This window comes from Comamonas sp. GW821-FHT11H03, assembly GCF_058807955.1.
Map to the genome: position 1 here is coordinate 1 of NZ_JBXARF010000005.1, position 26,280 is coordinate 26,280.

At 62.0% G+C, this 26,280-nt stretch carries 23 protein-coding genes; 6 read left to right on the forward strand and 17 right to left on the reverse strand.

Features of this window, described 5'->3' with window-relative positions:
- Positions 1–682 precede the first annotated feature (682 nt).
- Positions 683–1,300 (forward strand): flavin reductase family protein, encoded by a 618-nt coding sequence (locus AC1RTQ_RS12475; RefSeq protein WP_492876138.1) that lies wholly within the window; start codon positions 683–685, stop codon positions 1,298–1,300.
- A gap of 380 nt (positions 1,301–1,680) precedes the next feature.
- Here the strand turns inward: AC1RTQ_RS12475 and AC1RTQ_RS12480 are convergent, their stop codons facing one another.
- The 7 genes from AC1RTQ_RS12480 to AC1RTQ_RS12510 all read right to left on the reverse strand — a co-directional run bounded on the left by AC1RTQ_RS12480 (position 1,681) and on the right by AC1RTQ_RS12510 (position 9,055).
- Positions 1,681–2,025: a DUF4148 domain-containing protein gene (locus AC1RTQ_RS12480; protein WP_492876140.1), complete on the reverse strand. Its 345-nt coding sequence runs from the start codon at positions 2,023–2,025 to the stop codon at positions 1,681–1,683.
- Between the two features lie 279 nt (positions 2,026–2,304).
- Complete coding sequence (locus tag AC1RTQ_RS12485; protein WP_492876143.1) at positions 2,305–3,399, reverse strand: porin; 1,095 nt, start codon at positions 3,397–3,399, stop codon at positions 2,305–2,307.
- Positions 3,400–3,506: 107 nt separating this feature from the next.
- On the reverse strand, positions 3,507–4,310 hold the full coding sequence (locus AC1RTQ_RS12490) for an SRPBCC family protein (protein WP_492876145.1): 804 nt from the start codon (positions 4,308–4,310) through the stop codon (positions 3,507–3,509).
- The gene (locus tag AC1RTQ_RS12495; protein WP_492876147.1) at positions 4,300–4,779 is read right to left on the reverse strand and encodes a (2Fe-2S)-binding protein; all 480 of its coding nucleotides are present in this window, start codon (positions 4,777–4,779) and stop codon (positions 4,300–4,302) included. The genes AC1RTQ_RS12490 and AC1RTQ_RS12495 overlap by 11 nt, the downstream gene beginning before the upstream one ends.
- Positions 4,776–5,657, reverse strand: a complete 882-nt coding sequence (locus AC1RTQ_RS12500; protein ID WP_492876149.1) for an FAD binding domain-containing protein — start codon at positions 5,655–5,657, stop codon at positions 4,776–4,778. The genes AC1RTQ_RS12495 and AC1RTQ_RS12500 overlap by 4 nt, the downstream gene beginning before the upstream one ends.
- Positions 5,650–7,956, reverse strand: coding sequence for a xanthine dehydrogenase family protein molybdopterin-binding subunit (locus AC1RTQ_RS12505; protein WP_492876151.1), 2,307 nt, complete (start codon positions 7,954–7,956; stop codon positions 5,650–5,652). The genes AC1RTQ_RS12500 and AC1RTQ_RS12505 overlap by 8 nt, the downstream gene beginning before the upstream one ends.
- 115 nt (positions 7,957–8,071) lie before the next feature.
- Positions 8,072–9,055 carry a Bug family tripartite tricarboxylate transporter substrate binding protein gene (locus tag AC1RTQ_RS12510; protein ID WP_302091510.1) on the reverse strand — a complete coding sequence of 328 codons (984 nt, stop codon included), beginning with the start codon at positions 9,053–9,055 and terminating at the stop codon, positions 8,072–8,074.
- Positions 9,056–9,233: 178 nt separating this feature from the next.
- Between AC1RTQ_RS12510 and AC1RTQ_RS12515 the strand changes: the two genes are divergently transcribed.
- Positions 9,234–9,758: a MarR family winged helix-turn-helix transcriptional regulator gene (locus AC1RTQ_RS12515; protein ID WP_409812759.1), complete on the forward strand. Its 525-nt coding sequence runs from the start codon at positions 9,234–9,236 to the stop codon at positions 9,756–9,758.
- 507 nt (positions 9,759–10,265) lie between these two features.
- Here AC1RTQ_RS12515 and AC1RTQ_RS12520 read toward each other — a convergent pair.
- Positions 10,266–11,417, reverse strand: a complete 1,152-nt coding sequence (locus AC1RTQ_RS12520) for an FAD-dependent monooxygenase (RefSeq protein ID WP_492876154.1) — start codon at positions 11,415–11,417, stop codon at positions 10,266–10,268.
- 143 nt (positions 11,418–11,560) lie between these two features.
- On the opposite strand from AC1RTQ_RS12520, the gene AC1RTQ_RS12525 reads away from it, so the two are divergent.
- Complete coding sequence (locus AC1RTQ_RS12525) at positions 11,561–12,532, forward strand: AraC family transcriptional regulator (RefSeq protein ID WP_492876155.1); 972 nt, start codon at positions 11,561–11,563, stop codon at positions 12,530–12,532.
- 146 nt (positions 12,533–12,678) lie between these two features.
- Here AC1RTQ_RS12525 and AC1RTQ_RS12530 read toward each other — a convergent pair whose 3' ends face one another.
- The 5 genes from AC1RTQ_RS12530 to AC1RTQ_RS12550 all read right to left on the reverse strand — a co-directional run bounded on the left by AC1RTQ_RS12530 (position 12,679) and on the right by AC1RTQ_RS12550 (position 18,378).
- Complete coding sequence (locus AC1RTQ_RS12530; RefSeq protein ID WP_492876157.1) at positions 12,679–14,865, reverse strand: TonB-dependent siderophore receptor; 2,187 nt, start codon at positions 14,863–14,865, stop codon at positions 12,679–12,681.
- Positions 14,866–14,943: 78 nt separating this feature from the next.
- On the reverse strand, positions 14,944–15,660 hold the full coding sequence (locus tag AC1RTQ_RS12535) for a TonB-dependent receptor (protein WP_492876159.1): 717 nt from the start codon (positions 15,658–15,660) through the stop codon (positions 14,944–14,946).
- Between the two features lie 337 nt (positions 15,661–15,997).
- Positions 15,998–16,357: a DUF3325 domain-containing protein gene (locus AC1RTQ_RS12540; protein WP_492876161.1), complete on the reverse strand. Its 360-nt coding sequence runs from the start codon at positions 16,355–16,357 to the stop codon at positions 15,998–16,000.
- A 3-nt stretch (positions 16,358–16,360) separates the two neighbouring features.
- Positions 16,361–18,073 (reverse strand): PepSY-associated TM helix domain-containing protein, encoded by a 1,713-nt coding sequence (locus AC1RTQ_RS12545; RefSeq protein WP_492876163.1) that lies wholly within the window; start codon positions 18,071–18,073, stop codon positions 16,361–16,363.
- A complete protein-coding gene (locus AC1RTQ_RS12550) occupies positions 18,070–18,378 on the reverse strand; it encodes a DUF3649 domain-containing protein (RefSeq protein WP_492876165.1) in 309 nt (102 codons plus the stop codon). Before AC1RTQ_RS12550 ends, AC1RTQ_RS12545 begins: the two co-directional genes overlap by 4 nt.
- A 954-nt stretch (positions 18,379–19,332) precedes the next feature.
- On the opposite strand from AC1RTQ_RS12550, the gene AC1RTQ_RS12555 reads away from it, so the two are divergent.
- Positions 19,333–20,313: an alpha/beta hydrolase gene (locus tag AC1RTQ_RS12555; protein WP_492876167.1), complete on the forward strand. Its 981-nt coding sequence runs from the start codon at positions 19,333–19,335 to the stop codon at positions 20,311–20,313.
- A gap of 21 nt (positions 20,314–20,334) precedes the next feature.
- On the forward strand, positions 20,335–21,192 hold the full coding sequence (locus AC1RTQ_RS12560) for a GNAT family N-acetyltransferase (RefSeq protein ID WP_492876169.1): 858 nt from the start codon (positions 20,335–20,337) through the stop codon (positions 21,190–21,192).
- Between the two features lie 280 nt (positions 21,193–21,472).
- Here the strand turns inward: AC1RTQ_RS12560 and AC1RTQ_RS12565 are convergent, their stop codons facing one another.
- The 4 genes from AC1RTQ_RS12565 to ygfZ all read right to left on the reverse strand — a co-directional run bounded on the left by AC1RTQ_RS12565 (position 21,473) and on the right by ygfZ (position 25,177).
- Positions 21,473–21,979 (reverse strand): GlcG/HbpS family heme-binding protein, encoded by a 507-nt coding sequence (locus AC1RTQ_RS12565; protein ID WP_302091499.1) that lies wholly within the window; start codon positions 21,977–21,979, stop codon positions 21,473–21,475.
- 118 nt (positions 21,980–22,097) lie between these two features.
- Complete coding sequence (locus AC1RTQ_RS12570; RefSeq protein WP_409812770.1) at positions 22,098–22,679, reverse strand: response regulator transcription factor; 582 nt, start codon at positions 22,677–22,679, stop codon at positions 22,098–22,100.
- 7 nt (positions 22,680–22,686) lie between these two features.
- The gene (locus AC1RTQ_RS12575; RefSeq protein ID WP_492876172.1) at positions 22,687–24,171 is read right to left on the reverse strand and encodes a sensor histidine kinase; all 1,485 of its coding nucleotides are present in this window, start codon (positions 24,169–24,171) and stop codon (positions 22,687–22,689) included.
- A 49-nt stretch (positions 24,172–24,220) separates the two neighbouring features.
- Positions 24,221–25,177, reverse strand: a complete 957-nt coding sequence (gene ygfZ, locus AC1RTQ_RS12580) for a CAF17-like 4Fe-4S cluster assembly/insertion protein YgfZ (protein ID WP_492876174.1) — start codon at positions 25,175–25,177, stop codon at positions 24,221–24,223.
- 44 nt (positions 25,178–25,221) lie between these two features.
- Here ygfZ and mltG point away from each other — a divergent pair, with 44 nt between their 5' ends.
- A complete protein-coding gene (mltG, locus tag AC1RTQ_RS12585) occupies positions 25,222–26,214 on the forward strand; it encodes an endolytic transglycosylase MltG (protein WP_409812776.1) in 993 nt (330 codons plus the stop codon).
- Positions 26,215–26,280 lie beyond the last annotated feature (66 nt).

A 26,280-nucleotide genomic window follows, 5' to 3' on the forward strand; every position in this document is an offset into this window, starting at 1 on the left:
GCCGCGCAAGACGCTCGGCTTCCATAGCCCTGCTGAGATGTTCAGCGCATGTGTTGCATCGACCGGTTGAATCCGCCGGCGGTAACGCCTGTTCATGAGCCGCAGTGCGGACTTCCAGCAAAGTCACTAGGATCCACTGATGCTCACTGTCGGCTGCTCACCTGAAACCTGCCGTTGAGCAGTCACCAGCCTTGGATCTCAGATGACCGCTATGTAGCTGTGACCGATCGGTCACGATGCAGCCATCAGCAGCAACAATCTCTGCAAAGCAGGAGTTGCTGCATGAATACATGCTTGGTTGGTTGCCAGCGGTCAAGACTTGCTTACCGTGTGGCCATCGCCTTTCAAACCGTTCCTTCTGCAGGTACGGGGGCAGGTAGCTGCTCAGCATCCAAGACCAGTCGTTCGGCCAGAATTGATCATATGCCGCCCAGGAGCGGCTACTTGCTCGGGGTAGGGGCTGGTCTCCCGATTCAAAGGGACGGCTTTTAAACGCAAAATCAGGCGCTCATCGTTTGTGCTGAGGCGCCAGCACCTTACCAGTGCGAGTCGGCTATAGCGACGGGTTAGACCTCGGAGCCACCAGCAGCCCGATCTCCTCCAGCGCGCCGTTAGACTTGCACTATCGCCCATGAATGCAGTTGGGCACTTCCCGACAGGCCAGACGCTAGAACAACCAGCGATGAAAACTGACGCGCACACCTATGAGCCCCGCAAAGGGCACGGACTACCGCATGATCCCTTCAACGCCATCGTCGGCCCGCGACCGATCGGATGGATTTCGAGCAGGAGCGCGAGTGGGCATGTCAATCTGGCACCCTACAGCTTCTTTAACGCCTTCAACTACGTCCCTCCCATCATCGGATTTTCCAGCATCGGCTGGAAAGACACGGTGCGTAATATCCAGGAGACTGGCGAGTTCGCGTGGAATCTGGCCACGCGTGAGCTAGCCGATGCCATGAACCAGACTTGTGCTGCCGTCCGTCCAGAGGTGGATGAGTTCGAGCTGGCAGGGCTGGAAGCCGTGGATTCGGAGTTGATACGGGTGCCCAGAGTCGCTCAGAGCCCGGTGACCTTCGAATGCCGATTGACCGACATCCATCAGTTGCGTGCCGCTAGCCACGAGTCAATTCCGTCTTGGCTCGTGCTTGGGGAGGTGGTGAAGGTCTACATCGATCATCGGCTTCTCAAGGACGGTGTGTTCGACACGGCCAATTCCGGGGTGATACTGCGCGCGGGGGGCCCGGCAGACTATTTCTCGATTGGCGATGAGCAGAAGTTCCGCATGTATCGTCCCTAGTAGCAGACGGTAATCCCCCGAATTTCGCAGTTCTGAGAAGTAGAGCTATGCGGCCATGGCCAGCCGCTGTTTTGGGGGTAATGCCGCCCCATGCCATTTTTGGACGTTCATGGTTGCAGCGCCGCATCCACTGCGTAGCGAACTCCCGCACCTCGTCGAAGTCGCACCAACCAGGTTTCGGGCGCCGTCAGTGGTTCAGGCTTATCACGCACCAATCGCTTACTTGGACTGGGTGATGCCGGCATTTCAAGCATTGATCATCGCAACTCGACAGGCAGCAATGGGGCAGTTGCTGCCGGTGGTCAGGTCACGCAGCCGGTCATCGCATTGCGCAATGCTGGTCAAGGAAGACCGGCTCCCCAAGAAGGCCTCTATGGGCCTCAGCGAGCGATGGACTGCAAACGAGCTTCCCGCGCTGCTGGAGATTCGCGCAGGAATTCGTTAATCACTTCTTCGCGTGTTTTACCGGGACCTGCAGGGGGTGCAAAGTTGGGAAAGTTGCTTTCTCCATACGACAGGTGGCCGTTTTTCATCGCCTCTGCAGTTTCGGCCCTGACTTGAGCACGTGTCTTCTGGCTCACGAAATGTTCCGGATGAATAGTCACACCTTGCTCGTTATTGGCTGGGTGTTCGTAGGCTGCCGAAGCTATCCCCGGCATGGCCAGTACAGCTACTGCTGCTGCGCTTGCCAATACGGACGCGATGGACAGAGGACGTTGAGACATGGTGGTAGCTCCTAAGAAAGTCGGTGAAACACAATCTCCCTGGCCTTGAGAAAGGTAAGGAGGAGATGTGTGGATCTTAGAAATCCGACCCCAACAGAAGCGGGACAGCGAGGTGACATTGTTGTCAGCTTCTTCTCGTGCCGACCTGGACTGTCCTTTAGGCAGGTAGGCATGTCCCATCTATCTTGGTGAACGAGCCCCGCATGGGGGACTGTCGCCTCTTTTGAAAAGCGGGTGCAGGTCACCAGGCTACCCGCACCCGCAGTATCGGCACCGGTTTTAGAACGTATGGCGCAAGCCTATGCCAAAGCCAGTCTGGTTGACGCCAGGCAGCGGTGTTCCACCAGCTTGAGCGCTACTTGCTCCAAAGGCAGCATTGCCGCTGTTTTTCATATAGCCCAGCGATGCATAGGCCGCAGTGCGCTTGGACAGGTTGTAGGTACCGCGCAGTACCAGCAGCTGACCCTTGTCCGCGTTGTCCTTGTACTTGAGCTGGTTGTACTGGGCGTCCACGGTCCATTGACCAAGGGGGTAGGTCAGGCCCACAAACCACAGGTCGTTGCGCGGCGATGCGATATAGCCGTCATTCTTGCGACGCATATAGCCACCACCAATCTTTGCGCCACCAAGCTTCACATAGCCGTTGAGCATGGTGCGCTTGTCGACCTTGTCGCTGCTGGTCAGTCCCGCGAAAGCACCGGGGCCGCCGCGCAGTTCGTCATGCGCCAGCGCCGCCCCCCATGTCGTGGTGTCGTACTTGAGCATGGCCGACCACTCGCGGCAGGTCTTGGCGTCGGTGCTGCTTTCACCTGCGCAGTTGGTACCGCCGGGGCTGGGGCCCGCATTGACGGCATCGCGGCCGAAGCTATAGGTCGCGCCAACGGTTAGGCCCGAAAACGTACCTTTGTAGGAGATCGCATTGTCGGCACGTGCATTGGGAAAGTAGTTGTCCAGACTGGCCATGCTGTGCAGGCTCGGACCGATCACGTCAGCGTCGAGTACGGACCAGAACAGCATGGTGTACTGACGGCCCAGCCCCAGCGATCCCCAGGGGCCATTGAGGCTTACGAAGGACTGGCGGCCGAAACCGCGACCGCCCTGGTTGAGAGCTCCGCTGTCGGGGCCGATACCCATCTCCAGCGTGAAGGATGCGCTCAATCCGCCTCCCAGATCCTCGCGGCCGCGAAAGCCCAGGCGGGAGGGAACGCTGCCCGTCAGATTGGGCATGCGTGTGAGGTTGGACTTGGTTGCGCCCACGTTGTTCATGGTTTCGACAGCCGTATCCATGATGCCGTAAATCTGTACGGACGATTGTGCATGTGCCAACCCTCCCACCCCCAGAAGCGCAATGGCGCTCGCTAGCTTCTTCAGCATGAATGTCTCCAATTTTTAATTTCGTTCAGTATTTTTTGCAGGCGTGGCTTGATGTGATTGAGCTGTTGAGTCGTGAGCCTCCTTCTTGGTCGGTGCAAAAACAGTGCTTACTTGTGCAGAGACTGGAGCCATTCCCGGCATTCAGACGCAGCTGTTGAAGGCCACTCGACACAGATCGTCTTGTCCATCTGACGCACTTCTACGCGTATGACCTGGCCGGCCCTGCGTGCATTGCGGGCACCTCCGAAGATACGGGCCCACCAGCCGGCTTCGCTGTATGTGTCCTGCGTGGAGGCTGTGATGGCTGCTTCCATCCGACCCTGCGGCACTGCGCTAGAACAGACTCTCGACGCAGGGGCAGGCTTGATCTCGGGGCTCGCGACAGCTGGCTTGGCCAATGAAGGCATGGTGGGCGCTGTCGAGGGGCCGGCGGATGAAGGTGGTGCGGCATCAACGATCAAGCCACCAGCTTCGATGCGAGCAGCCAGATTGCTGCCAAACTCTTCCCAGAGACGATCGGCCTTGGTCTTCATGACCGACAGGCCAAAGGCGCCCAGGCGGCCCAGCACATCCACCTGGACCTTGATGCGCAAATCCGTGCCTCCGTTGGCAGCGGGCGTCAGAAACACTTCGCTGGTCTGCTTGAGCGAACTGGCCACCGAGGCATCCTCGCCGGTGCCTTCCACGCGCATGTATTCCGGAGCGTTCTGCTCGACGATCTTGGTCTTGAGCTTGAACCTGGCGCTGATGAAGGAAATCTTCTGGTGCATCTCCGCCACGTATTCCGTGGGACTGATGACATCGATGGACTTCATCCCCGGCACGGCGCCGGCCATGATCTGGGGATTGAGGAGCAGATCCCAGACCTGCTGGGGAGGGGCCGAAACGGTCAGGGTTTTTTCAATTTCCATGATGCATCTCCTGTGCTGCATGCAGCACCGATTCCACGATTTGGGTGTAGCCGGTGCAGCGGCAGAGATTGCCGCTGAGGCCGTGGCGCACTTCTTCGCAACTGGGCTGCGGAGTGTTCTTGAGCAGGTCGCAAGAGGCCATGATGAAACCCGGCGTGCAGTAGCCGCACTGCAGTCCGCCGCATTGCATGAAGTTCTTTTGCAGTGGATGCAGCTTGTCCCCAGCGGCCAGCCCTTCGATGGTGGTGATGCTGCGTCCATGAACCTGTACTGCCAGCATCAGACAGGATTTGATGACTTCGCCGTCCAGCAGCACCGAGCATGCGCCGCAAGTACCGGTTTCGCAGCCTCGCTTGGTGCCTGTCAGATGCAGGTCGTCTCGCAAAAAGTCCGATAACAGCCGCCGCGCCACAACCTCAACGCTATGCGATTCGCCGTTGATCTGGCATTCGATGCGATGCGTGCTCATGCGGTAACTCCTTCATTGATATCAATTCCAAACAGCGTGGCTACCGTGCGGCGGGTTACCGTACGCACCATTTCTCGGCGGAACTCGCTGCTGCCCCGCAGGTCGGAGATCGGCTGGATGTCCTCAGCCACGATGCTTGCGACCTCTGCAGCGAGCTGCGCATTCACGGTCTTGCCTCGTAAGCAGTCCTCCGCGCGGTGCAGCCTTGCGGGAATGGGGGTGGATGCACCTACGGCCAGGCGTGCCTGATGGCATATTTGCCCGTCCATCTGGACGACCAGAGCCACGCTGGCCAGTGGGCGGTGTTCCGCGGCTGTGCGCAGGAAACGCGTATAGATCCCCTGGGTGCCAGGAGCCTGCAGCGGAACACGAATTTCAAGGAGTACCTCATCGGGCTCCATGGCCGTTGCGTAGTAGTCGACCAGGAACTCTTCCATCGACAGCACGCGTTCTCCGCGTGTGCTGCCCAGAACGACCGAGGCGTCGAGGGCCATCAGACAACCGGGCGGGTCCGTGGACGGGTCCGCATAGCAAAGATTGCCGCCTATCGTGCCCTGATTGCGCACCTGCGGATTGGCCACCTGGCCGGCCATCCGGGCAAGCACCGGTGCATGCTTGTTCACCAGTTCGGAGCGAGCCACGTCGATATGGCGGCTCATGGCCCCGATACGAAGACCTTTGCGCTGATCAAAGTCAATGCCATGCAGTCTGGGCAGCTTCGCCACTGAAATCAGGTGCGTGGGCGCGAGCATGCGTTGGCGCATGGCCAGCATCAGCGCCGATCCGCCCGCAATGATGCGTGCATCGTCGCCGTATTCAGCCAGCAGCTGGCTTGCTTCCTCGATGGAGTGAGGCTCTGCAAAATCAAATTCACGCATGGCTTGTTCCTTGTTGCTGCTTGTCGCGCAATGCAGCCAGCACTTTTTCCGGGGTGATTGGCAGATCTGTGATGCGCACGCCAATGGCGTCATAGACAGCGTTGGCAATGGCTGGTGCGCCGGGCAGGATGGCGGTTTCGCTGGCACCCTTGGCGCCATAGGGACCATTGGGGTCGTTGGATTCCACGAGGCCGCCACGCAACATTGGCACAGCATCGGCGGTGGGCATGTTGTAGTCCGCGAAATTGCCGTTCGCCAAGCGCCCGTTCTCGTAGTGCAACTGCTCATACAGCGTCCAGCCGATGGCCTGAGCGGTGGCACCATTGGTCTGACCGTGAATCGCAAGGGGGTTGAGTGCCTTGCCGCAGTCGTCGGCGACGTAACTGTCGATTACGCTGACCTGGCCGGTTTCAATGTCCACCTCCACTTCAACGGCCTGGGCGGCGTAGGAGTAAGCAGCGGCAATATTGCCGTAGAGCTTGTCGTCATGCATGACGGTCTTGGGGTCCCAGGTTCCGGTGACCTGAATGCCTCCTCCTCCGTGGCGCCAGATATGCTGGCGCGCCAGATCGGCCAGGGTGACGCGGCGTTCAGGCTCGGCACTTACACAAACAGCACCGCCTTCCAGCGTCAGTGCGTCTGAGGGGGCATTCAGGCGCTCGGCAGCCAGGCTCAGCAACTCTTGCCGCGCCTTGCGCGCGGCGATGATGGCCGCATTGCCACCCGACATGGTGACGCGTGAAGCCAGAGTACCTACGGCCACCGGCGCGACATCGGTGTCGGGCACAAGCACATGAATATCGGCCAGAGGCAAGTCCAGTTCATGGGCCACGATCTGGCTGAGCATGGTGCTTGCCCCCTGGCCCATATCGCATTCACCGCTGATGAGGAAGACGCGACCGTCCTCATTGATCTTGATGACCAATGTCGAGCCATCCCAGTTGCCGATGGTTCGGTTGCCGCTCACATGCATGGCCGCTGCCATGCCCACGCCGCGGCGCTTGACGCCGCTGGCCTTGGCGCATTGGCGTTTGTGGGTCCAGCCTATAGCCTCGGTTGCCATATCTATGCATTCCCGAAGCCCGGTGCTGCCGATATGCCAGCCGTGAATCGAGACATCACCGGCCTTGAGCGCGTTGATCTTGTGAACCTGCACCGGGTCCAGGCCCAGTTTCTCCGCCATGGTGTGGATATGGCTGTTGAGCGCAAACTGCATCTGGGTTCCGCCAAAGCCCCGGAAAGCACCGCGTGGCGGATTGTTGGTGTAGTACAGCGTCGCTTCCGAACGCACATTCGGATTGCAGTGCATGTTGTCGCTGCGCATGGCACTGACGTGCATCACATCACCGGCAAGGCCTGCATATGCACCGCATTCGGCAATGATGCGAACCTGCTTGGCGACAATGCTGCCGTCCTTGAGCATGCCTAGCTTGAGGGTGATGCGCTCGGGCACGCTGGCGCATGCGGCCTGGAAGTCCTCCAGCCGGTTGTTGACCAGTCGCACCGGACGCTGGGTATGCAAGGCCAGCAGGCTGGCAAGCAACTGGTTGTCGTCCTCTACGATCTTGCCGCCGAAGCCGCCACCGGTCGCCGCCTGCACCACGCGCACGCGGGAAATGGGCAGACCGAGGGTCATGGCCACCTGCATGCGCACCAGATTCACTGCCTGGGTTGAGGTGTAGAGCACAAGCCGGCCATCGGGGTCCAGCGAGGCCACCGTGGCCATGGGCTCCATATAGCCGGGGTATTGAGAGTGCGTGGTGTAAGTGGCTTCGTGGATCAGATCCGCGGCGGCAAAGCCTGCATCCACATCCCCGCGCTCGAACTGGATATGGTGGCCCACATTGTTGCGGCCTGGATGGATGCCGAAGGCTTCCTCATCCATGGCTTCCTCGGGCGTCAGAATGGCGGGTAGTTCTTCGTACTCCACCCGGATGAGATCCAGCGCGTCGCGTGCGATCTCATCGGAAACAGCGGCCACTGCGGCTACCTCTTCGCCGCAATAACGCACCACGCCTTTGGCCAGGACGGCACGTTCCTTGTGATGCGCCCCCCAAAGATTGGCGGGAGCATCCTCGCCGGTCAGAACCGCCTTGACGCCAGGCAGCGCGCGCGCCTCGGTGGTGTCTATGCGAGTGATGCGCGCATGCGGATAAGGGCTGCGCAGAACCTTGCCATGCAGCATGCCGGCGAGCTTGAGATCTCCTGCGTAGATGGCCCGGCCAAGTACCTTTGCCTTGGCCGTCACCTGTGGAGTGTCCATGCCCAGCGTGGATCGAGATGAAAGAGCAGATGTCATATCCGTACCTCGCGGAAGAAGACCCGGGTCACTGCGGACCACGGGCTTGTGCCACGTCAGTCATGTAGAGGTCAGTTCGAATCGCCCAGGCCTGTGCCTGCGCGATTCATCGGTTTCACTCGGCCACGATGCCGAGTTCCTTGATGGCCTTGCCCATCACCATGTACTCGCGCTGATTGAGATCGCTGAGCACCTTGGGAGAGCCGCCGGCTGGCAGGGCTCCGAAGACGGCGAGCTTTTCCACGACTTCGGGCTCTCGCAAAATGGCATTGAGGTGCTCGTTGAGCAGATTGATCACCGCTGCCGGAGTCTTTTTCGGCGCGAAGAAGCCGTTCCAGGCGCTGACCACCACATCCTTGTAGCCCAGCTCGGTCAATGTCGGCACGGTAGGTGCAAGCGATGAGCGCCTGGTATCGCCGATGGCCAGCGCCACCAGCTTGCCGGAGTCCAGATACTGGCGCACAGGGCCGAAAGTGACCCAGGCAGTATCGACATGGCCCGCCACGACATCGGTCACCGAGGGGCCGACACCGCGGTATGGAACATGGGACAACTTGACGCCAGCGGCCTTGTTCAGCCATTCGCCAGCGATGTGCATGGGCGAGCCGGCACCCGGACTGGCATAGGAGACGGTGGCCCCACTCTTGGCTCTGGCAATCAGCTCGGGCAGGTTTTTGACGCCCAGCTTGGGGCTCGTGACCAGCACCAGGGGCTGGGTGGCGGTGTTGATGATGGCTTCGTAGCCGTTGAGTACGTCGTAGGCTGCAGCGCCCGATAGCTTCATGACCAGGGGGGCGGTGGTGAAGGGGTTGGGAGTGAACAGCAATGTGTAGCCATCGGAGCGTGCACGCCCCACCATGCCGTTGCCTATCGCACCGCCAGCACCTGGACGGTTGTCAATCAGCACGGTCTGCTTGAGTCTGTGACTGAGCTTGTCGGCAAAGAGGCGGGCGATGGCATCGGTATCCCCGCCTGGCGGGTAGGACACGATCACCGTGATGGGCTTGCTGGGATAACTTTCTTCGGCAAGCACCGGCTGCGCAAGCAGCGTGCCGCAGGCAAGAGCAGTAAAGCAAAACTGGCGTCGATCAACTGACATGGTCGCCTCTCCTTGGGCCGTGGGTATAAATCTCATATGCAACCTCTGATGTTTCAATAGTGAATCAATGGATCGCAAAAGAAACAATTAATGGAGTTATACGCCTATAGTTGATTGATCAAATTGCTGTTTTCACTATTGACATTGGATTTTGTTAATTCAGATGAAACAATGGCGCATGAACAAGAAAACGAGTGAAACGCCCTGGTCGCACTTGAACGCGCAAGGTGATGGGCTGACGGTGGACGACTTCATCACCACATTGATGAGCCAGGTGGGCAATGCTCTGCGGCGCACCATTACCGTTCCCTACGCCGAGAAACACGATCTGACGGTCTCGGAGTGGCGCTTGCTGGCCTTGATTGCCCACGCCGGACGGCTGGCCTTCTCGGATCTGGTCATTCAGTCCACCTCGGACAAAGCCTTGGTGAGTCGCGCTCTCAAGCGGCTGCAGGCCAAAGGCCTGGTGGATCTGCAGGGTGAAGGCAATACGCCGCGCAAAAAGATTTTTTGTCAGGTCACCGAACAGGGCGAGGCCCTGCATGCGCAGGTCATGCCCTTGGCGCGTGCCAGCCAGGCTGCTGCCATTCGGGCATTGCCTGAAGATGAGCGCAATGCCATGTACAACGCGCTGATGCGCTTGCGTGCACATTGCGAGAGAGCAGGCGCTTTGTGCGGCGAGGATGAAGCAGGTCTGGAGTAGTTCCTGAGGCCCTGCGTTGGATAGCCGCCTGGATGCTGTTGCAACACATATAGACAGACGCACGAATTTCCGCGTGCTGCAGGCGGGGTCATCCGCACATTACATGTGCTTCGCCCGTTGATGCGCCATTTTGAGAATGAGGGCTGGAGCCGGCAACCTCCAAAGCCGTGGCCGGGTGTCACAGGCCCACACTTTCTCGCCTGGCTTCCGAGGTCGCTCGTCACCGTCCTCGGATAGGTCTCGAAAGTCTGTAGCGCTTGGCGAGATCCGGATCCGCCATGGCAGAGATGCACTCTCGCAGACTCCTGCCTTCTTGCTCATGGATGGAGGCAGGCCCCATGCAATGGGCCAAGCAGCGCATGGGCTCCTGCCAGCCATGCACCATGCTTTGCGCCAGATGCCGACAGCGCCACGATGCCCGCTCAAGGCAGAACCATCGGCCTCAGTGGCGCAGCGCAGGGCAACACTGCCGGGGTGTGCTGCCGCTCAGATGGAACAGGCAGCAGGTTAGGCCGTCAAAGCAACTTGCCACGCGTCATAGCCATAGACCCAGTCGGCATTGCCTCCGGCACGCAGCCAGTTATTGCCCCGCGAGCCGATCTGGATCTGACTGGTGCGCTGCTTGCGCATGGCCTCGTAGTTCTGCAAGGCTTGCGCAACGTCTTCGGCATCCTGCACTGCATCAAGATTGCGGGCCAGTACTACGGCGTCCTCGATCGCCATGCCGGCACCCTGGGCCATGAACGGCATCATGGGATGGCTGGCATCTCCGAGCAGCGACACTCGCCCCTGCGACCAGTGCGGCAGCGGGTCGCGCTCATATAAAGCCGTCTTGAGCACGCTGTCACACGCATCCAGCAAGGCTCGGGCATGTGGATGAAAGCCAGCATAAAAGCTGCGCAGTTCGGCCACGCTGCCCTCGGTGGTCCAGGATTCCTCATGCCAGGACTCCTGCGCCGTGGTGGCGAAGATAAAGGTGTCGCGGCCCTGATTGAGCGGAAAGGTCACGATCTGGCTGTCCGGAGTCGGTCCCCACCATTTGGTGAAGGCACCGATATCGGGAACATGGTGCACGCGCTCGGTGGGAACCACGGTGCGAAACGCCACCACACCGGTAAAGCGCGGGCTCTCTGCGCCAAACAGTGATGTGCGCACCACCGAATGAATTCCGTCCGAGCCTATCAGCGCATCCAGTCCATCGACTCGCGCACCGTCGGAAAATTCCACGGCAACATCGGCATCGGCTTGCACAATCCGGTTGACGCGTTTGGCGAACTTCACCTGCTCATGGGGAAAGGCGTCGGCCAGCGCAGCCAGCAGGTCTGCGCGATGGATAGTGAGTTGGGGCGCACCGTATTGACGCTCGGCCTCATCGCCCATGGTCAGGCGCGATGTTTCCTCGCCGTTGTCCCAGGTGCGGCTGATACGGTGCGTTGGGCGGGCAGCCGAAGCCCGCACGGCAGCCGCAATGCCGTCGCCCAGTCCGTCTAGCGCGCGTACTGCATTGGGCGTCAGATTGATGTCGGCCCCCACGCGCAGGTATTGCCGGCTCTGCTCGAACACCGTCACCTCGTGTCCGTTGCGGTGCAGCGCGTTGGCGGCGGCCAGGCCACCAATGCCGCCGCCCACAATGCCTATTTTCAATCGTGTCTTGGACATGTTTGCTCCTTGATATGGGTATGGTTTGCGCGTTCCGGGCTGCGCTGGCAGCCCGCTTACGGTGCCAGCCAGTGTCGACAAGGCCGCCTGTCACGTGAAGCGCAAAGCATCCATAAAATGACACAAATCGTCCGGAATCTTCCATGAAACAAAGCAGCGACCATTTAAGCGACGTGCTGGCCATCTGCCGAGCCGAGCGCGCGGTGACGGCCAGCTTTTCATTGGGTGAGCCTTGGGCGCTGGCGTCCGAGGGAGTGCCGGGGACCATGATCCGCGTTGCCCAGGGGCAGCCGTATTGGCTGCAAGTACAGGGCCAGTCACCGCTGCAGGTCTTGCCTGGCGATCTGGTGGTGCTGCCGCTGGGCAGTCCGCACGTAATTGCGTCGGACCTCGCGCTGGCTCCGGTTCCGTTCGCACGCATGATCGAGCGCTTTGCCCAGGGGCCGAAGGACGAGAATCCTCTGACGTTCGAGCATGGCGGAGGCGGGGCCCAGACCTGCATCGATTCGGTGCTGCTCTGGATATCGGCCTACTGCCGGCACACCATATTGACTCTGCTGCCGCCGCTGCTGCACATCCCTGCGGCGCAGGCCGCACCACCGGCCATGCTGGGCAGCATGCTGCAGACTCTGATTGAGGACTCGCTGGCGCGACGCGCCGGCTGGCGCTTGGCAGCCGCGCGCCTGGGTGAGTTGGTCCTGATCCATGTGCTCAGCAACCATTTCGCCGCACAGCAGCAGCACGCTCAAGGCTGGGTGCGCGGCCTGGCCGATGTGCAGATTGCCAGGGCCATGGCCGCCATCCACGGCCGCCCCAGCCATGGCTGGACCTTGCAGGCCCTGGCCAGGGAGGCGGCCATGTCGCGCTCACTCTTTGCCGAAAAATTCAAGATGCTGGTTGGAGAATCGCCCATGGCCTATCTGCAGCAGCAGCGCATGGCACATGCCGCCCAGCAACTGGAATCGGGTTTGCCGCTGGCCCAGATCGCCGAGGATTGCGGCTACGAGTCAGAGCGTGTTTTTGCCCGCGCCTTCAAGCGCTGGTGCGGTCTGCCGCCGCGCGCCTATCAGCGCAACACCAAGGCGCTCAGAAACGAATTTGCTGCGCTGAAATGAGATCCTCCAGCCGCTTGCGTGCGGCACCTCAATCAAGCGCAACCTGCCTCGCCAGCTGCCCTCGCAAACCAAAGAGCAGGTGCCTTTGACGCCTTCACCTCGGATTTCATAGTGGTGGCTGGACATGGTTCGCATTGCCTGTCCGCTCAATAACGATAGGTGGCCGTCAGCAGAAAGTTGCGGCGTTCGCCGTAGAAGCAGTCGCCGCGCGACAGGCATTGGGTGATCACCACCTTGTCACCGATATTGTTGGCGTGCAGAGCCAGGCGCCAGTCGCCAGCGTCATACGCCACCATCGCGTCTGCCAGCAGGGATGAGGGCGTGCTGATGGCAGAAGTACCGCTCCACTGTGGTCCGATATAGCGCAGACCGGCACCGAGACTCCAGCCTCCGCGGCCCTGAGCGGCAAATCGATGCATCAGCCAGCTGGAGGCCATATGGCGCGAGACCGAGGCCACGCGCTGCCCCTGGTCGCCAGCGTTGCTGCGGCTGATTTTTGCGTCGGTATAGGCATAGGCCAGCGTCCAGTCCCAGTTTCTGGCCAGGCTGGCGATCAGCTCGGCTTCAAAGCCCTGGGTTTTGACCTCGCCCAGCTGCAGGCTGTTGAGAGGGTTGGCCGGATCATTGGTCTTGCGATTCTGTTCACGCAGGCCGTATACCGCAGCATAGCCAGAGATGCCTTTGCCCTCAGGAATCCATTTCACGCCGGCTTCCAACTGCTTGCCGCGCTGGGGTTTGAACGGCGTGCCGTAGAAGTCCACGCCGCCCAGAGGCTGGAAGGATTCGGTGTAACTGACATACGGGCCCCAGCCGCCACCGGCCTGGTACGTCACGCCCAGGCGTTTGGTGGTGGCAGAGTCGTCGGCGGCCGCTGCCGGGCGACCTTCGGTCTCGGTTTTTGCCTTGTCGTGACGCAAGCCTACTGTCGCGGTCCAGGGGCCCCAACGCAACTGGTCCTGCAGATAGACACCGAGCTGGCGCTGTGCCACGTTGGGCGCACGTACCAGTTGGGAGGCAGAGGGCGGCGTGAACGTGCCATACACGGGGTTGTAGACATCCAGCGCTGTGCCTGGTCCGCGCCAGTTGGATTGGTTGCTGGTGTTGCGCTGCCAGTCCATGCCGGCCAGCAACTGGTGCTGAACCTCACCGGTTTGCAGCAGGCCTTCGAGCTGCGTGTCGATCAGCAGCATGCGTCCGCCATTGATCTGCCACACGGCATCGCGCTGTACGGTGCGGCCGTTGGCGTCAAACACCGGGCGCGCTGGACGGCCCGTGGCAGCGTTGGCTGCAAAACTGGTGTAGAGCGTACGGTAGTCGACTTCGCTGATGGTGCGGCGCAGGTTCTGACGCAGTGTCCATTGAGGGCTCAGACGATGGCTGAACAGATAGCCAAATGACTTGTTTTCGGAGTCGTACTTGTCCCAGCCCGGTTCGCTGATAAAGGTGCGGGTCGGAATCTGTCCGTAGGGGCTGGGCAGGCGCGTTCCCTGCCAGGGAAAGAACTGGGTGATGGAGCCGCTCTTGTCCTTTTGGTACAGGGCTTGCAGCGTCAGCGAAGTATCGGTGCTGGGACGATAGGTCAGGGAGGGCGCAATCACCACGCGGTCGTCCTTGACATGATCGACCTGGGTGTTGCTGTCGCGGCCCACGGCCACCAGGCGATACAGCCACTTGCCTTCCTCGTCCATGGCGCCGGTCATGTCGCTGGCAATCTGCTTGCGGCCGTGGCTGCCCAGCTGTATCTGCACCTCACGCATGTGCTCGGCCTGGGGCCGTTTGCTGGTCAGGCTGAGCACACCGCCCACGCTGCCCTGGCCATACAGCACGGAGGAGGGGCCGCGCAGGAATTCCACGCGCTCCAGCGTGTAGGGCTCGACCTTGATGTTGTTGTAGGTGCCGTAAGTGCGCAGCAGCCCGTCCTGGTACTGACTGACATCACCGCCGCGGGCCTTGAAAGAGTCCACGCGGTTGTCGAAATAGCTGGAGTTGATGCCCGCCGTGTAGCGCGTGGTTTCGCGCAGGGTGGTCACGCCCTGGGCTTCGAACTGGTCGCGCGTGACCACGCTGATCGATTGCGGCGTTTCGATCAGGGGCGTATCTGTCTTGGTGGCCGAAATCGCCCGCCGTGCGACAAAGCCGGTGACCGGGCCTGTGGCGGTTTCACCGGCCAGGCTGTCTTGCACGGTAACGGGGGCCAGCATGACTTCGGTACTGCCGTCTGCGCTGGATGCGGGAGGCGGGGTCTGTGCCTGAGTGCCCAGGCTCAGGCAGGCCAGAGCGCTGAGCAAGGCCAGCGAACGTCGGTCGGTCAGACCGGGATGAGAGGAGTTCATGATGCGTTTGTCAAATGGCTGGCCCTGCAAAAAGCGTCGGGGCCTTTGTGTTGGCGGGGTTCGAAGCGCGGCTGCGCATCAGGGCTTGGAGGCGGCGGGCAGGGCGGGCGATGGCATGCCGTCCTTGACGCTGAAGCTCAACGTGGTTACATAACTGGCTTCGCCATAGCGCTTGCCCTGCGCTTCGCCGCCTTGCTTGTCGCTGTGATGCACTTCGGCCACGTACAGGCCCTTCCAGGGCAGGGCAAAGTTGACCCGGCCTTGCTCGTCGCTTTGCGCCTCGCGCGACCAGCCCGAGGGGGCGACGATTTGCACTTTGGCCTTGGGCAGTGCCAGACCGTTGAAGCTCACCATGAATTGACCCGGCTGGCCCGTGGGCACCAAATCCAGGGCCTGGGCATTGACGGCCACGGCCTGTGTCGGCGTGGCTACCCAGCGGGCCGCAGGTACCCACAGCAAGGCTGGCTCATTGCGCGTGCTGCGGTCAATCAAGGGATAGGCGGCGCTGGCAAAAAGGGTTTGGGCCTGGCTTGCCGCGTTGTAGCTGAAGCCCGTGGCGTTTCGCTGGCCGCTTAGTTGTTGCGTGCCGCCGGCTGTTTGCTGGGCCAGCGTGGGCGTGGCCAGGAATTTGTCCAGCGCCCCAGGCGAGGTCTCGCGCAGGTTGTCATTGAACTCGCCAAAAAACAACTGGGCCTGGCCGCCATCGTTTTCCAGCCAGACTTGATGAGCGTGGGCTGTGCCCAGGCTGGCAAGCAGCAGAGTGGCGAGAGCTATGGGGTGATAAAAATGGCGCATGAAAATCTCCTTGGATGCTGGATAGGTGAATGCATTGCTCTGCACGAGTGAAGGTCGTCTGCCCGATATCCAGACTCAAGTGCCGGTCTGGATTCCACGAAAAGTGAGCCTGTTGATTTCTTGTATGGCCTGTGCTCTTTCCTCGCACCTCTTGTTCAATCGATGGTCCACGGCCAGCCATGCAAGGGCCGAGGCGGCTGCTGCACCGCGATGCGCATGCCATGTCCTTGCCCGGTCATGCTCGGGATTCCTGTTGCATCAATAGCTGCTTGGGTCCAGTCATTGATGCTCAGCGGCTCTCTGATTCGCGACCCCTGCGGGCTGTGAGTGCAGTCCGTCAAGGACCGAGGCAGTCGAAGGTAAAAACCAGTATTCCCAGTGTCAGTGCCATCAAGCCAAGCACGGGCAGGCGCTGCGCTTGCCAGGTCGCCATGCTGGTGGCAGCCAGAGCCGCCAGGCAAAGTGCGGCCGTCCACACCGTGGCCGACATGGCTGCGGTGGTTGCGCCCGCAAAGCCCAGAGCAATGCCCAGTGACAAGGCCAGTAGGATCCAGCCGGCTTGGAACAGGCGCTGGCGGCGCAGTACTGCGGCGGGCGCGTCACTCTCGACACCCGGCCAAGCGTCTTCATGATGCCGTTCCATGGCCAGGGCCAGGGCCGTCCAGGCAGCAAAGCACAGCAGAAAATCGAGCAGCATCTCCTAGGCCTCCTGTGCCGCGTTGTCGCCCGAGATCAACTGGGCGCTGGGCTTGTGTCCGGGAGCTGCCGCGCCCTTGGCGGGGCCTGCATGTCTGGCTGCAGGCTGGGGCCTGGCCCGCAGCAGGTGCCGGGTGAGAGCGGCAAGCATCAGCCCCATGGCTGCAAAACTCAGGTCCATGCCGGCCCAGCTCCAGTCCTTGGCGGGCAGGCTGATGCCCAGATGAGTGGAAGTGGTCAAGGCATTGACCCAAGGCAATAGCAGGTATGCGGTGGCGGCCATACCCAGCACCAGCGCCCAGCCTTGCCGCATGGGCCGTATCAGACCCAGCAGCAAGGCCAGCGCCCAGGTGCCGAAGAAGCAGGACAGTTCGGCATCGGGGCGGCCTGGCATCTCCAATGGCAGCAGCCGGTTGGCCAGCAGATAGGCCGCGATCGCCAGCGGCAGGCCGCCCATGAGGCCGATATTGAAACTTGCCACCAGCCGTTCGCCAAAGGGCAGGGGGGCAGCAGGTGTCTTGCGCAGGGCCTGGGCGCGGCGCTTGACCGACCACAGTATCAGGCCCGAGGCAATCATCAGCGAGCCCATGACGCCAAAGCCAAACAGCGCCCAGCGCATCCCGATATCGGCGAAGCGAGCCAGATGCAGGCCATAGAGCACGCCATAGGTCTTGATGGCCGGGCTTTGTGGATCGACCTGGGTTTGCAGCTGGCCGGTGCGGCCATCGAAGCGCAGCCGCGCTGGTCCGTACTGCAGCCTGTCGCCGTCGTGGCGGGTGATTTCCACCAAAGGGCCCTGGCTGTCGCTGCGCACGGTGATGCTGCCGACACGGCCGCCCCGCCACAGCTGACCGGCCTGGCTCAGCATGGGGGCCAGATCCAGCATAGGCAGGGGTTCTGCCTGTGCGTTGCTGCCACGCCTGGCGCTTCGCGCGCCGGGAGCGTCGCCCTGCAATTCGGAAAAATAGCTTTGAGTGTCCGTTCCTTTCGCGCCAGGGTAGACGGCAGCGATGCCGGCCGGCATGTACATGACGTGGAAAATCATCAGACCGCTGAACGTAATCATCAGATAGAACGGCAACACCAGTACCCCCGAGACGTTGTGTGCGTCCAGCCAGGCGCGCTGTCCTCCCTTGCGCGGGCGAAAGGTGAAGAAGTCCTTGAAGATGCGGCGATGTGTGACCACGCCAGTCAGCAAGGCAATGAACATCATCAGCGTCGCCACGCCCACCACCCAGCGGCCCTGAATCGTCCAGCGGCCCTTGTGAGCGGTGCGAAGCTCGAAATGAAAGCGGTAGAAAAATTCTCCGCCGGCGGTCTCGCGGGCTTGCAGTGTTGCGCCGGTTTGCGGGTGCAGCAGCAAAGCCTCGAAGCGGCTGTTGGGCTTGTCGCGCCACAGCACATTGACGGCCGGCGTACGTTCATCGGGCAGACGCATGATGAAGTTGCTGACGCCTGGGGCGTGCCTGTGCAGCGCAGCCTGGGCGCGTTGCGCCACATCACTGTCGGGTGGTGGCAGGCCATGAAGTTCGGGCCGCATCCACATATTGAATTCGTTCTTGAAGAAGCTCAGCGTGCCGGTGACGAAGATCGCAAACAGAAGCCAGCCCAGAATCAGCCCTGACCATGTATGCAGCCAGGACATGGCCTGGCGGAAACCCTCTTGTTCGGGCTGGCGCGTGGTTTTGGCGCTTGTCTTGGTTTGAGGTGGGGTCATGCTTCCACTCCCAACCACAATGGCCCATACAGCACTGCGCTTAGGGCTAGGGCCGGAAGGAGTACACCGGCCCAGGCAAGCCAAGCCGTGCGTGCATAGAAGGTCCAGGCAATAGCTATGGCGTAGATGACCCAGGACAGCAAGGTGGCTGTCATTGCTGCCTCCACGCGACTCATCCAGAAGTTCAGCAGCAGACTCAAGGCAGCAGTACTGACGGCGGCCAGCGCATAGCCTCCAAGCACGGCAGCCACACTGCGCGAGGCAACCGCAAGGCGGTAGTGAATCAGGGGCGATGTGGCTTTCATACCGCCTCCTGATGTGCTGGCGCCGGGCGGCAAAGATGGCCGCAGACAGGAGCTGCAACGACAAAGCGCGGGTGAATCACCCTTGGCGAGGAAAAGCAGGTAGACGGAAAGCTCAGCATGACAGACAAGCAAACGATGTGGCAGATTCGCTGGCTGGCTTGTGTCAAGAAATCATGCGGGCGTGCGAAGAAATGTAAAGTTGATTATAGATGCAATTAAGAATGATTTGTATTTATTTCCAAGATTCGACTTGCGTGGCCTAAAAAACGGCATCTGAAGTTCTTCCCATCATTGGCCATTGCCTGCCTGGCGGACGTCTCAAGGCCCTTCCTGGCGCGTTGGGCGAGTCATCGGCGGAGGGGAGGCCGTTCTTCCCCTGAGTCACAGCTGATGTGCAAGCTAGTTCTTCTTCTTCTGTTCTACACACGCTCTACTGCGATCACCACGGATGGCTGGTGAACTGGCTGAAGCGGCCCGTGCATTGTGTGAAGGATGCTTCGGATCAGGCACAGGACACCTATATGCGTCTTCTCAGCCAATGCGCCTCTGGGCTGAAAGTCCTGGGCCGATCCCGATCTGCGCGAACAGAGGGAGTGATCGGTGGCTATATCGTCACCCGGGCATACCGGCTCGGGCTTCTGGGCGCAACCCTTGGCACCTTGAACAGCTGCCGAAGCCCACTCGCCAAGCGGTGAGCGGCTGCCGCGAACTGCCAGCAGCCGCGATGTGATGCTGGCGGGCCTTGCCGATGCCATGAGCCCGCCCTGACGCTCCTTGCCGCACCCATGCATGCTGCCGACTGCCTCGGGCAGGGCTGGGAGCAAGCACCGGCATGGGCCGGCTCACGGGAATGCGTCTGCGACGGTATCGATTCCGAACAATTGCCTCCACTTGCATGCAGACTCCGAAGTTGCAACGCACAATGCCAGCCTGTGTTTTTTATTCATCGTGATCATGTCCGATTCCTCTGCGGCTTTGCCAGTCAGCCTGACACCTTCCATGCGCGATGTGCTGCGCCGCATGGAGCGGGCCGCGCGTAAGCCCATGTACCAGCTGGGGGCTGAAGCTGCCAAGGCCGCCTATGAGGCCGGCGCCGGCGTGCTGGAAATACCCAGACAGGCCTTGCCCCGTGTGGAGGACCTGCAGATTCCCGCACGCGACGGAGCGAATCTGCCTGCCCGCCTTTATGCACCGGTGGCCCGGGATGAAGCTCCCGCAGCGGGCCTGCCTGTGCTGCTGTATCTGCATGGCGGCGGCTTTACCGTGGGCAGCGTGGCCACGCATGATCCGCTTTGCCGTCAGCTCGCGCATCTGGCGGGTTGCATGGTCGTGTCGCTGGACTATCGCCTGGCGCCGCAGTTCCAGTTTCCCGTTGCACATAACGATGCCTGGGATGCGCTGCAGTGGCTGGCGGCCCATGCGGCAAGCCTGGGAGCGGACGGCAGCTGCATGGCCATCGGCGGCGACAGCGCAGGCGGTACGCTGGCGGCAGCCTGTGCGATCCAGGCACGCGATGCCGGGCTTCAGCTGGCTTTGCAACTGCTGATCTATCCAGGCACCACGGCGCATCAGGATACCGACTCCCATCGCCGCTTTGCCCACGGACTGGTGCTGGAAGAACCTTCCATCACCTGGTTTTTCGCGCAATATATTGCCAACCCCCAAGACCGCGAGGATTGGCGCTTCGCGCCCTTGCTGGCGCCCGATGTCGACCATGTCGCACCCGCCTGGATCGGTCTGGCCGAGTGCGATCCCCTGGTGGACGAGGGTGTGGAATATGCTGACAAGCTGCGCATGGCGGGCGTGCCTGTGGATTTGGAAATCTACAAGGGCGTGACCCATGAGTTCGTCAAGATGGGCCGCGTGATTGCCGAGGCGCGTCAGGCGCACCGGGATATGGCGCAGGCCTTGCGCGGTGCGTTTGGATTGAATTGAATTGCAACCAGAGTAAGAACCATGAATCGACAGGACTTTCGCAGCTTTACCCGTATCGAGGTGCGCTGGGCCGAAGTGGACGCGCAGAAGATTGTCTTCAACGCCCACTATCTGATGTATGCCGATGTGGCCATCACCAACTACTGGCGCCAGCTGGCCATTCCTTATGAGGCAGGTTTTGCATCACTGGGCGGCGAGTTGTTTGTGAAAAAGGCCAGCACGATCTATCACGGCTCGGCCACCTTGGGCGATGTGCTGGATGTCGGCATCCGCTGTGTCAAACAGGGCAATACCTCGCTGCAGTTCGAGGCCGGCATCTTCCGAGGCATGGAGCTGCTCAACACCGTGGAGCTGGTCTATGTCTTTGCCGACGCCCAGACGCAGACCCCCAGGCCCGTACCCCAGGCCATGCGGGATCTGCTCACGGCCTATGAAACTGGGCAGGAGATCGTCACGCTGCGCTCGGGCAGCTGGAACGATCTGGGGCGCGACGCCGAGCGCCTGCGCCTGGCCGTGTTTGTGCGCGAGCAGGGTGTGCCGCGCGAGATAGAAATAGACGAGTTCGACCCTGTGGCGCGCCATGTGGTCCTGTTCAATGGCCTGAACCAGCCCGTGGCCACAGGCCGGCTGGTCAGCGATGCACCGGGCGTGGCACGTATCGGCCGCATGGCCGTGGATCGCAGCGTGCGTGGCGGCCGCTGGGGGCGCATGGTGCTCGAGAGCCTGATCGATGCTGCGCGCGAGCGCGGCGACCAGGAAATCGTGCTGCATGCTCAGCGGCATGCCGAAGCCTTTTATCTGCGTGCAGGTTTTACGCCGGTAGGCGAACCTTATGAGGAGGCCGGCATTCCCCACATCACCATGTGCCGGGTGCTTTGAAACTTCTGTTTTGATAGCTTGTCACGCTTTATATATAAGCGTTCAGGCCTGATTTGATGCTTTGTTCTAAGGAGCGTCCATGGCAAGAATCATGACCGTCCTCAGTCTGATCGGGGTGGCGGCGGCCGCCTATGTGGCTTATCGCTACGGGGTTTTCTGAGTCCCAGGGGCTGAAGGTGGGCGCCACCCGCTGGCGGGAGCGCTCTGCGGCGGCCTGCTTCGCGGCCCTTGTGGCACGCAGGCTCGAGCCCTGTGCTTTCTCACCTGCGTGCGGGAGGCATTACTGCAACTGATCCTTCAGCGCGGTGATGGCCTTCTGGGCGCAGGCTTCGTCCAGGTGGCCGCCCGGCGCACCGGCCACGCCAATGGCACCAATGGTTTCATTGCCGATCTTCAGCGGCACGCCGCCGCCCAGCACCAGGAAGCCGGGGATATTCGCCATGCCGGCTGCATCGGGATTGGACTGAATGGCCTTGGCGATGCCGCTGGTGGGGTTGCGCGACGATGCCGAGGTGAAGGCCTTGGCACGCGAGGCTTCGACGGTATGAGGGCCGGCGCCGTCGGCACGCACCATGGCCAGCAGCACGCCCGAGCGGTCCAGCACCGAGGCGCTGACGTTATAGCCCTCGGCGCTGCAGGCGGCCACGGTCTGCTGGGCCAGCTGCAAGGCAGTGGCGCTGGCGATGCTGCGGGTGGAGGTGGTCGCAGCAGAGGCGGTGCTGGTGCCGGCCATGGCGGCAGTCAGGGTCAGGGTGCACAGGGCGATGTTGCGCAGGCGTTGGTTCATGTCAAAGCTCCTTGAAGACGGGGTGAACAAGCGATGACAGAACTGTAAGAACGGCCGTCCTCGGCGCCCATTCGCAAGGCAACGGATGGCCATCGGTAATCCTACCGAGTCGGGCTGTTCAGCAGGCCGCAGTCAGCAGCAGCCGCGTCTGCTCGGCGACCGATCCCGTGCCCAGCTTTTCGGCCAGCTTGGCACGGTGCGTGTCCACGGTACGCACCGATATATCGAGCGCCGCTGCGATTTCCTTGCTGCCCAGTCCCTTGGTGATCAGCTCCAGCACCTCGCGCTCGCGCTCGGTCAGGCCGCGCAGGCTTTGCCGGGCCTCGTTGCGCTCGGCCTGCTGGTCCAGCCGGGCCTGCGCCGACTCGATGGCCTGCAGCAGGGTTTGCTCTTCGATGGGTTTGGTCAGGAAGTCGGTGACCCCCGCCTTGAAGGCGCGGCGGCAGGCATGCAGATCGCCGTGGCCGGTGATCACGATCGTGGGCCAGTCCACGCCCTGGGCCATGAGCTGCTCGTGCAACTGCAGGCCGGACATCATGGGCATGCGCAGGTCGGTGATCAGGATGCCGGGCCGGCCGCGATCCAGATGGGCCAGGCAATCGGCGGGAGATTCAAAGCAGGTCACGGGCAGCTCATAGGTCTGCAGCAGCAGATGCAGAGCGTTGCGCACCGACGGGTCATCATCGATCAGATAAATCATGTGCAGGCTAATCGGTTCCATCCAGCGGCAGATGCATGACAAAGCGGGCGCCATGCGGGCCGGGCACATATTCCAGACGCCCGCCCATGCGCTCCATCAAGGTGGCGCAAAGCGGCAGGCCCAGCCCCATGCCGTCGGACTTGGTGGTGAAAAACGGCTCGAAGATGCGCTGTGCCGTGGCCGCAGTCATGCCCGGGCCGTTGTCCTGCACTACGAGCAGGGCCTCGCCACCGCTTTGCTCCAGCGTGATGCTGATGGCTGCTTGCGCGTCCTGCGTCTGGCCAAGCGCATCGAGCGCATTGCGCACCAGGTTGTGCAGCACCTGCTCCAGCGCCACGGGGTCGGCCCAGGCGCTGCAAGGCTGCAGCGGTGCCTGCCAGTGCAGCGCCACCTTGGCCTGGCGTGCCGGGCCTTCCAGCAGAAGCAGGGCCTGATCGACGACCTGGGCCAGATCCAGTCTCTGCGGCTGGCTGGGGGCGTTGCTCACATAGCTGCGCATGCGATCCAGAATGGCGCCTGCGCGCCTGGCCTCGCGCACATTGGCCTGCAGGGCCGCCGCCAGCAACTCGGTCTTGCCCAGCTCGTGGGCGCGCAGCGCGGCCTGGCTCTGGCTGAGCAGGGCGGTGACGGGCTGGGCCAGCTCATGCGCGATGCCCGAGGCCATCTCGCCCATGCCGTTGACGCGCGAGGCATGGGCCAGCTGTGCTTCATTGGCCAGCAACTGGGCGCGCCGCTGGTGGCGCCTGGCCTGCTGGCGGCTTTGCCAGACCAGTTGAACCGCACCGACCAGCGCGGCGCTGATCAGGGCGCTGATCAGCACCATGCTCCAGCTCACCAGGCTGCGGGGACGGCTGAGCAACTGCACCTGCAGAGGCTGGTCATAGCCGGCGAGAGTGAATTCGCCAAATCTGTGGCTTTGCTGCAGCTGAGCTGCCGGCTCCAGCAAGGTGCGGCCATGAAGGCGGATGCGCAGCCCGCTGTCGTCGGGCAGGATTTTGTCGTCCAGCAAGTGGGAAGCATCAATGCGAACGCAGAGCCAGCCTTCGGGGTCTGCTATCTTTTTGAGGAAAAGATAATGGCCCGGATGCACTGAGTCAGGCAGGCTGGCGCTGGCTCGCGGCGCCAGAGGAGCGGCAGTCTGAGCCACGGCCGGGTCCCGGCAGCTGCCTGTGACGGGTGTGGCCGCGGTGACCAGCTGAATTTCCTGCACGCGCGGGTAAATGGTCTGCACCGATTGCGCAATATGCTGCAGAGCCGATGACTCCTTGGCTGCATCCAGCGGTGCCACGGCAGTCAGGGCGGTAAGGTGGGCCTTGTGCTGAGCGACTTTCTCCAGCATCTGGCGTTGCACGGTCTGGGTCAACTGCAACTGCTCCTGCTGCTGCCGGACATGAGCCTGCCACCACTGCAGGGCCAGGATCAGGGCGCACAACAGCCCCCAGGCCAGGGCCAGCAGCCAGCGGTGGCGGTAGTCCGGGGGCGAGTTGCTCATGCGCCGAAGTGTAGCGGTGGCCGGGCAGGCAATGCCGGGCCCGAGAGGTTCAGATATCCGCCAGCAGCTCGTAGGGCAGGGGCAGGACCTGCAGCGCAATGCCCTTGCCCGCATCGGCGCTCTGGCCTTCGGCCAGCGCCGCGTGGGCAAACAGATCGTCGCGCGAGGCGGAGGCAATCTGCATCGAGACGATGGCATCCCAGCCGCCTTGCACAGCTGCTGCAGCCTGCACCACGGAGCCGGTTGCCTGCTCGAGGTCTTCGGCGCTGAAGACTTCCTGGCCGACGCTCAGAGCCTGCTCGGCATGCACCAGATAGGCGCGGCGCTTGAGCGTGCCGCGAAACTGGCTGCGGGCCACCACTTCCTGACCGGGGTAGCAGCCCTTCTTGAAGTTGACGCCGCCCAGGGATTCGTAGTTCAGCATCTGGGGCACGAAGGCATCCACCACGGGTGCCGACAGCGTGGCCACGCCGCTTTGGACTTCTGACCATTGCCAGAGGTCTTCGCTCAGCAACTGTCCTTCGGGAGCCTGGCCCGCAGGGCCCATCCACAGCGCACGCTGTTTGCCTGCGCCGGGGTAGAGCGCCAGCACATGGGCATCGCCTTGCTGCTTGAGCGTCCAGGCCGCCGCATTCTTGCCGACAAGTTGCTCGGCCGCCTGGCCCGTCAGTCCGTAGAGGGCGAAGTCAGCCGTCGCATCGCTGAGCTTGCACTGGGCGCGCAGCACAAACATGGACAGGCGCTTGAGCGTGGGCGCCAGCAGGCTGCGGTCACAGACCAGCACAATCTCATCAGCGCTGCGCCTGAAGCCGATGAAGCTGGCCAGCATGCGGCCCTTGGCCGTGCAAAAAGCCGCGAGGCGGGCCTGATCGAACTTGAGCAGCGCGAAATCGTTGCTCAACTGGCCATGGAGAAAGCTGGCTGCGTCGGCGCCAACGGCGCGGATGACACCAAGGTGGGAAATGGGGGTAATGCCGTTCAGGGGCAGCGTCTTGGGCTGGGTCATGGCTGAATTATGATCGTCGCTCTGTGTACTGATGGATCTAGCTTGTGCGTGCCCTTATTCGAGCACTGATATTTTTGCTGCTGCTGGCTGCCCTGGCGGCAGGAGGCGCCTGGTGGTGGCTGAACCAGCCGCTGCAACTGTCCGACTCCAGTCTGGAGCTGGAGATAGAGCCCGGCACCACGCCGCGTGGCGTGGCGCAGAACGTGGTCAAGGCCGGGGTGCAAACCGACGCGCGCCTGCTCTATGCGTGGTTTCGCCTCTCGGGCAAGGACCGCGCCATCAAGGCCGGCAACTACGAACTGAGCACGGGGCTCACGCCCTATGTGCTGCTGCAAAAGCTGGCGCGGGGCGAGGAAAGCCTGCGTGCGCTGACTCTTGTCGAAGGCTGGAACTGGCGCCAGGTGCGCGCGGCGCTGGCGCGTGAGGAGTTCCTCAAGCAAGACAGCGCAGGGCTCAGCGACGAAGCCGTGATGACGGCCCTGGGCCGGGTGGGCGTGCCGCCCGAGGGGCGTTTCTTCCCAGATACCTATACCTATGCCAAGGGCAGCTCGGACATGGCCGTGCTGCGCCGTGCGCTGCATGCCATGGATCGGCGCCTGGCCGATGCCTGGGCCATGCGGGCGGCCAATACTCCGCTCAAATCCGCCGACGAAGCCCTGACCCTGGCCAGCATCGTGGAAAAGGAAACCGGCCGCGCTGCAGACCGCGCGCAGATTGCCGGTGTTTTCTCCAACCGCCTGCGCATAGGCATGCGCCTGCAGACCGATCCTTCGGTCATCTATGGCGTGGGGGCCAGCTTTGATGGCAATCTGCGCAAGCGCGATCTGCTGGAAGACACACCCTGGAACACCTATACCCGTGCAGGCTTGCCCGTCACGCCGATTGCCATGCCCGGCAAGGCGGCGCTGATGGCGGCCGTGCAGCCTGATCAGACCAAGGCGCTGTACTTTGTCGCCAGGGGTGACGGCACCAGCCATTTCAGCGCCTCGCTGGACGAGCACAATAGGGCCGTCAACCGCTACCAGCGCGGTCAGTAAGCAATCTTTGAGGGCGGCAGGCCCTGGCCTGTGCCCTGTGTCGAATCAAACAACTGGTGCCGCCAT